This window comes from Staphylococcus sp. GDY8P45P (assembly GCF_017892745.1).
In the GTDB taxonomy this organism is placed as follows: domain Bacteria; phylum Bacillota; class Bacilli; order Staphylococcales; family Staphylococcaceae; genus Staphylococcus; species Staphylococcus cohnii.
This window is the reverse complement of sequence record NZ_JAESLS010000006.1, coordinates 487,585-500,613: the sequence shown is the minus strand read 5'-3', so window position 1 is coordinate 500,613 and position 13,029 is coordinate 487,585. Positions and strand designations below refer to the sequence as shown.

At 33.0% G+C, this 13,029-nt stretch carries 9 protein-coding genes, 1 riboswitch and 1 other annotated feature (1 of these 11 only partly in view); all 9 genes read left to right on the top strand.

Translation table 11 applies throughout. The features are described 5' to 3' along the window. The first annotated feature begins 85 nt into the window (after nucleotides 1-85). The 9 genes from polA (at nucleotide 86) to KA873_RS07095 (ending at nucleotide 12,899) form a co-directional block, all read left to right on the top strand. Complete coding sequence (polA, locus tag KA873_RS07135) at nucleotides 86-2,716, top strand: DNA polymerase I (RefSeq protein ID WP_107383772.1); 2,631 nt, start codon at nucleotides 86-88, stop codon at nucleotides 2,714-2,716. A gap of 15 nt (nucleotides 2,717-2,731) precedes the next feature. After that, nucleotides 2,732-3,604: a bifunctional DNA-formamidopyrimidine glycosylase/DNA-(apurinic or apyrimidinic site) lyase gene (gene mutM, locus KA873_RS07130; RefSeq protein WP_107504908.1), complete on the top strand. Its 873-nt coding sequence runs from the start codon at nucleotides 2,732-2,734 to the stop codon at nucleotides 3,602-3,604. A 15-nt stretch (nucleotides 3,605-3,619) separates the two neighbouring features. After that, on the top strand, nucleotides 3,620-4,246 hold the full coding sequence (gene coaE / locus KA873_RS07125) for a dephospho-CoA kinase (protein ID WP_040030010.1): 627 nt from the start codon (nucleotides 3,620-3,622) through the stop codon (nucleotides 4,244-4,246). Nucleotides 4,247-4,614: 368 nt separating this feature from the next. Then, the gene (gap, locus tag KA873_RS07120; RefSeq protein ID WP_107383770.1) at nucleotides 4,615-5,640 is read left to right on the top strand and encodes a type I glyceraldehyde-3-phosphate dehydrogenase; all 1,026 of its coding nucleotides are present in this window, start codon (nucleotides 4,615-4,617) and stop codon (nucleotides 5,638-5,640) included. Between the two features lie 260 nt (nucleotides 5,641-5,900). Then, entirely contained in the window at nucleotides 5,901-6,371 is a 471-nt protein-coding gene (gene nrdR / locus KA873_RS07115; protein WP_040030011.1) for a transcriptional regulator NrdR, read from the top strand. Continuing rightward, nucleotides 6,372-7,763, top strand: a complete 1,392-nt coding sequence (locus KA873_RS07110) for a replicative helicase loading/DNA remodeling protein DnaB (RefSeq protein ID WP_107504909.1) — start codon at nucleotides 6,372-6,374, stop codon at nucleotides 7,761-7,763. Nucleotides 7,764-7,766: 3 nt separating this feature from the next. Beyond that, on the top strand, nucleotides 7,767-8,690 hold the full coding sequence (gene dnaI, locus KA873_RS07105; protein ID WP_107521333.1) for a primosomal protein DnaI: 924 nt from the start codon (nucleotides 7,767-7,769) through the stop codon (nucleotides 8,688-8,690). A gap of 341 nt (nucleotides 8,691-9,031) precedes the next feature. Continuing rightward, on the top strand, nucleotides 9,032-10,969 hold the full coding sequence (thrS, locus tag KA873_RS07100; RefSeq protein ID WP_107384310.1) for a threonine--tRNA ligase: 1,938 nt from the start codon (nucleotides 9,032-9,034) through the stop codon (nucleotides 10,967-10,969). A 60-nt stretch (nucleotides 10,970-11,029) separates the two neighbouring features. Beyond that, nucleotides 11,030-11,202, top strand: a riboswitch (Lysine riboswitch). Nucleotides 11,203-11,411: 209 nt separating this feature from the next. Then, on the top strand, nucleotides 11,412-12,899 hold the full coding sequence (locus KA873_RS07095; protein WP_019468475.1) for an amino acid permease: 1,488 nt from the start codon (nucleotides 11,412-11,414) through the stop codon (nucleotides 12,897-12,899). A gap of 65 nt (nucleotides 12,900-12,964) precedes the next feature. Continuing rightward, nucleotides 12,965-13,029, top strand: a sequence feature (ribosomal protein L20 leader region); it runs 63 nt beyond the window's last position.

Below are 13,029 nucleotides of genomic sequence, written 5' to 3'. Positions count from 1 at the left end.
TTTGACGCAACCTCATCGAATGAATACGGATTGTCCTATAATTTATGATAAAATGAAAAGTAAATATGTGTTGGAGGTTAAAATATTGAACAAATTAATTTTAATTGATGGAAACAGTTTGAGCTTTAGAGCTTTTTATGCGTTACCATTATTACAAAATAAAGCTGGTATTCATACGAACGCCGTTTATGGTTTTGCAATGTTGTTGGAAAAGATAATTAAAGAAGAACAGCCCACACATTTTTTAGTCGCTTTTGATGCTGGGAAAACAACATTTAGGCACGCGCAATATAGTGAATATAAAGGTGGACGACAATCCACTCCTCCAGAACTTAGTGAGCAATTTCCATACGTGAGACAACTATTGGATGCTTATCGTATCAAACGTTACGAATTAGAAAACTATGAAGCAGATGATATTATAGGTACATTAAGTAAACAAGCTAATCAGGAAAACTTCCAAACAATAATCATTACAGGAGATCGTGATTTAACTCAATTAGCAACAGATGATGTAACGATTTATTATACTAAAAAAGGTGTTACAGACGTCGATCATTATACACCAGCGTTTATAGCTGAAAAGTATAGTGGTCTAACACCGAAACAAATTATCGACATGAAAGGTTTAATGGGTGACACTTCAGATAATATTCCTGGAGTAGCTGGTGTCGGAGAAAAAACAGCAATTAAGCTATTGAAGCAATTTTCAACTGTTGAAAATGTATACGATCATCTAGATGAAGTATCAGGAAAAAAACTGAAAGAAAAACTTGAAAATAGTAAAGATGATGCTTTAATGAGTAAAACATTAGCAACAATCAATTGTGATAGCCCGATTGATGTATCGTTAGAGGATACAAAATTACCGGATCATTCAGAAACTGAGGATAAAATTGAACTATTTAAAAAGTTAGAATTCAATCAACTCTTAGATCAGATGGATGCTTCAAATAATGTATCTGAAGTTCAAGACATGGATATTGAAATAGAAGACGATTTTACAAACATTGATTTCAACTCATTAGAAGCAGCTACCATCCATTTTGAATTGGATGGTGCCAACTACTTAAAGGATAATATTTTGAAATTTGGCTTGTTTGATGGCCAACATTATATCGTAGTTAATGCAGAACAATTAGCACAGAATCAATCATTAATTGCTTGGCTTGAAGACGATAAGACTGAAAAGATCGTTTATGATGCCAAAAAATCTTATATTGTAGCACATCGACTCGGTATTAGTATTAAGCATATTGTGTTTGATGTGATGTTAGCAAGTTACATTATTGATCCTTCACGCACAATAGATGACGTGAATTCTGTGGTGTCAAACTACGGTCAACATTATGTCCAATCAAGTGTAACGATATATGGAAAAGGCAAGAAAAAACAGATACCTACAGATGATGTATTAAATCCTTATGTGGGTTCTATTATCAATGCTATCAGTCAAGTTAAACCAAAGATTCAACAACAATTGGATGAATATAATCAAACCGATTTACTGTATGATTTAGAATTACCATTAGCACAAATATTAAGTGAAATGGAAGAAACTGGAATTTATACAGAAATCAGTGAATTGCAACAAATGGAAACAGAAATTCAAAGCAAATTAGATGTATTAATTGATAATATCTATGATGCTGCTGGTGAAAAGTTTAATATTAACTCACCAAAACAATTAGGTGTCGTATTATTTGAAACATTAAAATTACCTGTGATTAAAAAGACTAAGACAGGATACTCTACTGCAGTTGATGTGTTAGAACAGTTGCAAGGGGAACATCCAATCATAGAATATATTTTAGAATATAGACAATTAGCGAAATTACAATCTACGTATGTTGAAGGGTTACAAAAAGTGATTGCTGAAGATAATCGTATTCATACTCGTTTCAATCAAACATTGGCTCAAACAGGACGTTTATCATCAATTGATCCAAATCTTCAAAACATACCAGTACGTTTAGAAGAAGGTCGAAAAATTAGAAAAGCATTTAAATCAAGTGATAAAAATAATGTTATATTTTCAGCCGATTACTCACAAATTGAATTAAGAGTATTGGCACATATAACGCAAGATGAAAGTTTGAAACAAGCGTTCATCAATGATGAAGATATCCACACAGCCACAGCGGTAAAAGTATTTGATGTAGATCCTGAAAATGTAGATAGTTTAATGCGTAGACAAGCAAAAGCCGTGAATTTTGGTATCGTATATGGTATAAGTGACTATGGTTTAAGCCAAAGTTTAGGTATAACTAGAAAACAAGCTAAAAAATTCATAGATGATTATCTAGATAGTTTCCCTGGCGTCAAACAATATATGGAAGACATAGTTAAAGACTGTAAAGCACAAGGCTATGTAGAAACACTACTTCATAGAAGACGCTATATTCCAGATATCACTAGTAGAAACTTTAATTTAAGAGGTTTTGCTGAAAGAACAGCGATGAACACACCTATACAGGGTAGCGCAGCAGATATTATCAAACTTGCGATGGTACATTTTGCTAATGAGGTTAAACATACAGATTTTCATGCTCAGCTATTATTACAAGTTCACGATGAATTGATTTTTGAATTACCAGAAGAAGAAGTAGATGACTTTGAAAAATTCATTGAAAAAATAATGGATAATGCATTGAAGTTAGATGTTCCATTGAAAGTTGAATCTAGTTATGGACAAACATGGTATGACGCGAAATAGAAAGAGGGGAATATAGTGCCTGAACTACCTGAAGTTGAACATGTTACAAGAGGAATAAGACCTTTTGTACAAGGGCAAAAAATTGAGGATGTTATTTTCTCTGATAAAGTGATAGAAGGAAAAAATAGTCAAAAAGAAACGATTATTAAAGGTCTATCATTAGATACATTCAAAAAGTTTACTGAGGGCTACACGATTAATAATATTGAAAGACGTAGTAAGTATATTGTCTTTTATATTCAAAATAATTCAACACAAAGAATTCTTATTAGTCATTTAGGTATGGCTGGTGGTTTTTTTGTTGTAGATCATATAGAAGACATCAGTACTCCTAATTATCGTAAACATTGGCATGTTATTTTTAAATTAGATAATGACAAACTATTAGTTTATTCAGATATTCGCAGATTTGGAGAGATTAGAAATGTTGCTTCATTTGAAGGATATCCATCATTTTTAGAAATCGCACCAGAACCTTTTGAGCAAGAAGCACTACCACATTATATGTCTTGGTTAGATAAGAAATTATATCTAAACAAACCAATCAAACAAATGATATTAGATCATAGAGTGATTTCAGGTTGTGGTAACATCTATGCTTGTGAAGCATTGTTTCGAGCTGGCATTCACCCAGCACGTATATCTAAAGATTTAAATCATCAAGAAAAAGAAATATTATTTTATTATGTTCGAGAAGTACTAGAAGCGGGTATAAAATATGGTGGTACCAGTATTTCAGATTATCGTCATGCGGATGGAAGTACTGGTACAATGCAACAATATTTAAATGTATATAAACAAAAGACATGTAAAGTGTGCGGAAATGATATTGAGACACAAATTATTGCAACACGCAATAGTCATTTCTGTCCTGTATGTCAAAAATGAAGGAAGAGTGAAATTATGCCTAAAGTTATTGGATTAACTGGTGGTATCGCATCAGGAAAATCAACTGTTTCAGAATTGTTAACAGCACATGGTTTTAAAATTGTAGATGCAGATATTGCATCACGTAAAGCTGTTGAAAAAGGTTCTGAAGGACTTGAGCAAGTTCGTGCAACATTCGGAGAAGAAGCAATTGATGAAGATGGTAATATGGACCGTGGATATGTAGGAGATATCGTCTTCAACTACCCCGAAAAAAGATTAGAATTAAATGAAATCGTCCATCCGATTGTTAGAAACATTATGGAACAAGAAAAAGAAGCGTTTTTAAAAGATGGCTATAATGTAATTATGGACATTCCGTTACTTTATGAAAATGAATTACAAGATACAGTAGATGAAGTATGGCTTGTTTATACTTCAGAAAGTATTCAAATAGATAGATTAATGCAACGCAATGATATTTCTATGGAGGATGCAAAGGCACGGGTTTATAGTCAAATATCCATAGACAAAAAACGCAGAATGGCAGACCATGTCATCGATAATCGAGATTCTAAATTAGATTTAAAACAAAATTTAGAACAATTATTGACCGATGAAGGCTATATTGAAAGTGAAACAGGTCATTCGCAAGAAATATAAATATCAAATGTGTGTATTAAAAACATACGCACTTAATTCCTTCAAAGTGGACATTTAATAAATGAAAACTTTGGAGGGATTTTTTTATACATTTATAGAGATTTTGTAACGTGCAGATTATGGAGGAATAATAAGAATCAGAGGCTACAGGATTGAACCATACCATCAGGCAAGCATGCATGAAAAATCACAGGTTTGAAATATCAAAGAAATAAATGATGATTTTATAAAAAATTAATCGTTTAGAAAACTATAATTTTAACTGTTTTAAGATTTTTAAATTTTTATTCAAGAAAACGCTTTCGCATTTATCGATTTATGTTATACTAATTCCATAAAGTATAACACTAAAACGAGGGGTGCTTCGAATGACGACAAATATTGCAATTAATGGAATGGGTAGGATAGGTAGAATGGTATTAAGAATAGCGCTTAAAAACGAAAATATGAATGTAGTCGCGATTAATGCCAGCTATCCACCGGAAACAATTGCTCACCTAATCAATTATGATACGACACATGGTAACTACGATTTAAAAGTAGAACCTATTGAGAATGGTATAAAAGTCGATGAACAAGAAATTAAACTTGTAGCTGACAGAAATCCAGAAAATTTACCGTGGGCTGAACTTGATGTAGATATTGTAATTGAAGCTACTGGTAAGTTTAATCATGGAGATAAAGCAGTGGCTCATATTACTGCTGGAGCTAAAAAAGTATTGTTAACAGGACCATCAAAAGGTGGAGATGTTCAAATGATTGTTAAAGGTGTGAATAACGATCAATTGGACATTGAAAAATATGATATCTTTAGTAATGCTTCTTGTACAACGAATTGTATTGGACCTGTAGCTAAAGTGCTTAATGACCAATTTGGTATTCAAAATGGTTTAATGACAACAGTACATGCTATTACCAATGATCAAAATAATATCGATAACCCACATAAAGATTTACGACGTGCACGTTCATGCAATGAAAGTATTATTCCTACTTCGACAGGCGCTGCTAAAGCACTAAAAGAAGTTTTACCTGAACTAGAAGGAAAACTTCACGGTATGGCTTTAAGAGTGCCAACTAAAAATGTATCATTAGTTGATTTAGTAGTTGATTTAGATACTAATGTGACAGTAGAACAAGTTAATGATGCTTTCAGAAATAACACATTAGAAGATGTGATTGCTACTGAAGATGCGCCACTTGTATCTATGGATTTTAACACAAATCCACATTCAGCCATTATCGATACGCAAAGTACAATGATTATGGGTGATAATAAAGTGAAAGTGATAGCTTGGTATGATAACGAATGGGGTTATTCAAATAGAGTTGTTGATGTCGCTGAAGAAATTGGTCAATTACTAAAAAGTAATGTATCAACTGTTGTTAATTAATAGTGTAATTACTGTTAGAGTTTTACATGATTATTGCTTTGTAATTGCTTAATCAAGAAAAATAATTTATTGTTAACTTATATCTAAACCTCTCGTTAAAGTGAAATAATATTTTCACTTTAACGAGAGGTTTTAACTTTAAATATGAAGAACAAGTGAATCTAAATAAATAAATGAAATTATTGTGTAATACCATTCTTTTGTGGCTTAAGGATTTATAGTATAATGAATGGTAATCAAATTGAGAGGGTGGTAATTCGATGAAATGCCCGAAATGTAGTTCAACGCACTCTCGCGTTGTAGATTCACGACATGCTGATGAAGTAAATGCGATTAGACGTAGAAGAGAATGTGAACAATGCGGCACAAGGTTTACTACGTTTGAACATATTGAAAAAAGACCGTTAATCGTTGTGAAAAAAGATGGTACACGTGAGCAATTTTTGCGTGAAAAAATACTCAATGGCTTGGTGCGCTCTTGTGAAAAAAGACCTGTGCGTTATCAACAATTAGAAGATATTACTAATAATGTGGAGTGGAAACTAAGAGATGAAGGACGTGCTGAAATATCTTCAAGAGAAATTGGGGAACACGTCATGAATTTATTAATGCATGTAGATCAAGTTTCTTATGTGCGTTTTGCATCTGTTTACAAAGAATTTAAAGATGTTGATCAATTATTACAATCAATGCAAGGGATTTTAGCAGAAAACAAACGGAGTGATTCTTAAATGGGATTACAATCCTATGATTATGGTTTAAGACCACAAGATGACTTTCATGTGTTACGTCATTTTTATTTAAACCATAAGCATTTAGAAATTCTAAATAGATTATTTACGCCGATGATTGGATCAAATGCAATCGGTTTGTATCATTATTTGAATCAATTTGTAGAATTTAAACAAGATGTTGTCTTGACTCATTATATTATTATGAATGAATTGAAAATAAATCTACTTGAATTCAGGAAAGAAATGGATTTGTTAGAAGGCATAGGTTTATTAAAATCTTTTGCTCATCATTCTAAGCAACACTCTTCTTTCGTTTACAAACTCATACAACCACCATCAGCACAACAATTTTTTAATGATCCTATGCTATCTGTATATCTATATAGCCAAGTAAGCAAGCAACGTTACTTACAATTGAAATTACATTTTGAGGATCAAATGTCTATTGATTTAAATCAGTACCAAGATGTTACACGCACATTTACTGATGTGTTTAAAGTTCCTAACCAAGCACTCACTGAGGATGAACAGATGATTGAAGGTGAAGAAACTTATGGTGGCATGGATTTGTCTAATGTGAATTTTGATTTTGAAGTACTTTATGATTTATTACAAAATCATTTTATTAGCACTAAAATGATTGATGGTGAAGCTAAAGCGCTGATCACACAAATTGCGACTTTATATGGTTTGACACCAGAAGCAATGAAACGCATTATTTTAAAATCAATCACTAGTGCACAAGAACTTTCTTTTGAAGAGATGCGTAAACATGCTAGAACGTATTATCTTATAGAGCATGAGCAACAGCTTCCCAAATTAAATGCTAAAAAATCAAATTATATCAATGATGATAACACGGAAAATAAAAATCATATTAAAGATGATTCAAAAAATTGGTTAAAGCAATTGGATGAAACCAGTCCTATTGATATGCTTGCTTCGTGGTCAGAATCTGAACCGACGACTCAACAAAAATATATGGTCGAAGAATTAATAGAGAGAGAACAATTACCGTTTGGTGTGATTAACATACTTTTACAATTTGTAATGCTAAAAGAAGATATGAAACTCCCTAAAACCTATATCTTTGAGATTGCATCAAATTGGAAAAAAAAAGGCATCAAAACTGCAGAGGAAGCATATCATTATGCTAAAAAGGTAAATCAACCTACATCCAATCAATCAAATCAAACTAAAAGTGGTAGTTATAAACCTAAGCAACTCGTTTCTAGAGAAATGACGCCTAAGTGGCTAGAAGAAAGGGATAGTAAAGACACGAAAAGCCAAAGTTTAGAAAATCATACTAATCCAGATGAGGATGAAGCATTAAAACGAGACCGTGAAGCATTGTTAAAACGATTAAATAGCAAGCGAGAGGAGGAGTAATATATGAAGTCTTTCAATCATATTATGGGTGATTCTAAGGATTTAAGTAAGCGAATTGAAAAGATAAAAAAAGATGTTATCAATGATCCTGACGTTAAGACGTTTCTAGAATCGCATCAATCTGAAGTGACGAATGCGATGATTGATGAAGATTTGAATATTTTACAAGAATATAAGGATCAAGAAAAACATTATGATGGACATGCTTTTAAAGATTGCCCTAATTTTGTTAAAGGTCATGTACCTGAATTATATGTAGAAAATCAACACATTAAGATTCGTTACTTGCCTTGCCCATGTAAAATTAAACATGATGAAGAAAAATTCGATGCACATTTAATTGCCTCACATCATATGCAACGAGATACATTAAATGCCAAATTAAGCGATATTTATATGGATAAGAGAGACCGCATAGATGTCGCAATGGCAGCAACGGATATTTGTGAAAAAATAGTAGAAAAAGCACCCCAAGTTAAAGGTTTATATATACACGGTCCTTTTGGTACAGGCAAGTCATTTATCTTAGGTGCAATTGCCAATGAATTAAAAGTTGAAAAAGTACCTTCTACGATTGTATATTTACCAGAATTTATTCGCTCTTTAAAAGGCGGGTTTAAAGATGGTAGTTTCGAATCAAGACTTGCGAAAGTACGTGAATCACATGTATTAATGTTGGATGATATTGGTGCTGAAGAAATTACACCTTGGGCGAGAGATGAAGTGATTGGTCCATTATTACATTATAGAATGGTTCAAGAGTTACCAACGTTCTTTAGCTCCAACCTAAGTTTTGAAGAATTAGAATATCATCTTTCTGTTACGCGTAATGGTACAGAAAAAACAAAAGCAGCTAGAATTATGGAAAGAATTAAATCTTTAGCAACACCATATTTTTTGGAAGGCAAAAATTATCGTAACGATTGAATTTAAAAAAAATTGTTGTATAATATAATTAAATCTAAATCAAGCGAAATAAAATGAAGACACGATAGGTAAATGGTTACTTCACAGAGAACCAATGTGTGATGAGAATTTGGTAAGTATCATTATCTGTTACTACTTCATTATAGATGTTTTAATCAATATCCGGCTCAAGACCGTTAACTTATGTAGAGTAAAGTTGTTTCATTCTTACAGAAATAACTTTAATTAGGGTGGTACCACGAAGACCTCGTCCCTTTTAGGGATGGGGTCTTTTTGTTTTACATTTGTAATTATGTCCTTTTCGCTATGATTTAAGGCAAGTATAAATAGGAGGAATTTAAATGGCTCAAATAAATATAACTTTTCCAGATGGTAATGCGAAAGCATTTGAAAAAGGAATTACTACTGAAGAAATTGCGCATTCAATCAGTCCAGGTTTAAGAAAAAAGGCAGTTGCAGGTAAATTAAACGGACAACTCATTGATTTAACAAGACCCATTGAAACAGATGGTGAAATTGAAATTGTAACACCTGGTAGTGATGAAGCTTTAGAAGTTTTACGCCATTCTACTGCACATTTAATGGCACAAGCATTAAAACGTTTATACGGAGATGTGAAATTTGGTGTAGGTCCAGTAATTGATGGTGGTTTTTATTATGACTTTGATATGACTGAAAGTGTGTCATCCGATGATTTTGAAAAAATTGAAAAAACAATGAAACAAATTGTTAATGAAAACTATCCTATAGAGCGAAAAGTAGTTTCGAGAGATGAAGCTAAAACATTTTTTGCAGATGATCCATATAAGCTAGAATTAATAGATGCCATTCCAGAAGATGAAAATGTTACTTTATATTCGCAAGGTGAATTTACTGATTTATGTCGTGGTGTTCATGTACCGTCTACTTCCAAAATTAAAGAATTTAAGCTTTTATCAACTGCAGGTGCATATTGGCGCGGAGACAGCGATAATAAAATGCTTCAACGTATATACGGTACTGCTTTCTTCGATAAAAAAGATTTAAAAGCACATCTACAAATGTTAGAAGAACGTAAAGAACGCGATCACCGTAAAATTGGTAAAGAGCTAGAATTATTCTCAAATAATCAATTAGTAGGTGCTGGGTTACCATTATGGTTGCCAAACGGTGCAACAATTCGCCGTGAAATTGAACGATATATTGTAGATAAAGAAGTGAGCATGGGTTATGATCATGTTTATACACCAGTGATGGCTAATGTAGATTTATATAAAACATCAGGGCATTGGGATCATTATCAAGAAGACATGTTTCCAACTATGAAATTAGATGAAAATGAAGAAATGGTGTTAAGACCTATGAACTGTCCTCATCATATGATGATCTATGCTAATAAACCACATTCATATCGCGAATTACCAATTCGAATTGCTGAATTAGGTACAATGCATCGTTATGAAGCAAGTGGTGCTGTTTCTGGGTTACAACGTGTTAGAGGAATGACTTTAAATGATGCACATATTTTTGTAAGACCAGACCAAATAAAAGAAGAGTTCAAACGGGTTGTTAATTTAATCGTCGATGTTTATGAGGACTTTGGGTTTGAAAATTATAAATTCCGCTTAAGTTACAGAGATCCAGAGGATAAAGAAAAGTACTTTGATGATGAAGAAATGTGGAATAAAGCAGAAAGTATGTTGAAAGAAGCGGCTGATGAACTTGGTTTAGAATACGAAGAAGCTATTGGTGAAGCGGCATTTTATGGTCCTAAGTTAGATGTCCAAGTTCAAACAGCTATGGGTAAAGAAGAAACATTATCAACAGCACAATTAGACTTTTTACTACCTGAAAAATTTGAATTATCATATATAGGAAAAGACGGTGAGCAACATAGACCTGTAGTCATCCATCGTGGCGTTGTTTCGACAATGGAACGCTTTGTTGCATTTTTAACAGAAGAAACTAAAGGCGCTTTCCCTACATGGTTAGCGCCAAAACAAGTTGAAATTATCCCTGTAAATGTGGACTTGCATTATGATTACGCTAGACATTTGCAAGATGAACTTAAATCACAAGGCGTAAGAGTCGAGATAGACGATAGAAATGAGAAAATGGGATACAAAATTAGAGAAGCTCAAATGCAAAAAATCCCTTATCAACTTGTAGTTGGAGATAAAGAAATGGAAAATAATGAAGTGAATGTTAGAAAATATGGTTCTCAAGATCAAGAAACGGTTGAAAAAGAGTCATTTATTTGGGACTTGGTAGATGAAATCAGACTTAAAAAACAAAGATAACCTTGAAAGTAATCTTGAAATCATGTATATTAAATCTTAGTGAAATAAAAAAATAAAAAAAATTGAGTTAGAGGTTGCGTTTTTAATCAGTAACAATCCGGAAGCTATTTGGAGCGTATGTAGGATTTGTGAAAGGTGAAAATGCCGAAACCAAAAGTGACCATTTGCGCTATTGGTTGGGTCAGTTTTCGAAAGGGACTGGACTGTCACATATGTGATGTGCTACCTATATAAATGCTATTACTAAAATGGTTGCATATCTAATAGGTATGTAACCATTTTATTTTAGGTTAAAGATTATTATTCATACTAAAACGGGAAATTTAAAGCAAATTGTTTAAATAACATGTATATTACAATATTAACGTTATTAATAACTATAAAAGTATAATTATAATCGCATAGTAAGTTGGCCTCTAAGTTTAAAGGAAAGGGAGCATCTATGGCAAAAGAAGGAAATCAAAATAATGGAGTTAAAAGAGGACTAAAAGATCGTCATATATCCATGATAGCAATTGGTGGTTGTATTGGTACTGGTTTGTTTATGACTTCTGGTGGTGCAATTCATGATGCAGGCGCCTTGGGTGCATTACTTGCATATGCAATTATTGGTGCAATGGTATTTTTCCTTATGACATCTTTAGGAGAAATGGCTACTTATTTACCTGTTTCTGGGTCATTTAGTACATATGCTACGCGTTTCGTTGACCCATCACTTGGTTTTGCATTGGGATGGAATTATTGGTTCAACTGGGTTATTACAGTTGCTGCAGACGTTACAATTGCTGCACAAGTGATTCAATATTGGACACCACTTTCAGGTATACCAGCATGGAGTTGGAGCTGTTTGTTCTTAATGATTATATTTGGACTAAACGCATTGTCCGTTAGGGTATATGGCGAAAGTGAATACTGGTTTGCATTAATTAAAGTTGTTACAGTTATTATCTTTATCGGAATTGGTCTACTTACTATTCTAGGTATTATGGGTGGAGAATTCGTAGGTTTTGACACATTTACTAAAGGTGGAGGGCCAATTCTTGGTGACGGATTAGATGGTAGCCTACTAACAATCCTTGGGGTATTCTTAGTTGCAGGATTCTCATTCCAAGGTACTGAATTAATCGGTATTACAGCTGGTGAATCAGAAAACCCAGAACGAGCAGTGCCTAAAGCAATTAAACAAGTGTTTTGGAGAATATTAATTTTTTATATATTAGCAATTTTTGTAATCGGTATGTTAATACCATATGATAGCTCGGCGTTAATGGGCGGTGGAGATGATATTTCAACTTCGCCATTTACATTAGTATTCCAAAATGCAGGATTGGCTTTCGCTGCTTCATTTATGAATGCGGTTATCTTAACATCAGTATTATCAGCAGGTAATTCTGGAATGTATGCATCGACTAGAATGCTATACTCTATGAGTAAAGATAAATTAGCCTATCCAATTTTTGGTAAAACAAATAGAAACGGTGTTCCATATGTATCGCTAATCACGACAGCAATCATTGTCGTAGGTATCTTTATATTACAACATTTGAGCGGTGACGCTTATGAATATATCGTTGCTGCAAGTGGTATGACTGGCTTTATCGCATGGGTAGGTATTGCGGTTAGTCATTATAGATTTAGAAAAGCATTTGATAAGCAAAATTATGATAAATCTAAATTAAAATACAAAGCTAAATTATTCCCATTTGGTCCAATCTTTGCTGGTATACTTTGTGTGCTAGTCATTATCGGACAAGATGTTGATTTTATCAAAACAGGTGAATTTAACTTGAATCGTTTTGTAATCACGTATATGGGTATTCCGGTATTTCTTGCTTTCTTTATTTATCATAAATTGCGTTATAAAACTAGAATGGTTCCATTAGAGAAAGTGAACTTACATCAAGATGTAGATATGGACGAAATTAAATAATAATTAAAACAAACTGTTGACTTATATTAATATTGTTGCTAAGATAGGTAATGTTGAATACGAAACGAACCAAGTAGAAGCTCCCGCTTCTCACCTGTGGCGACGCAAATGCAGTTGGCAGGTCTATATA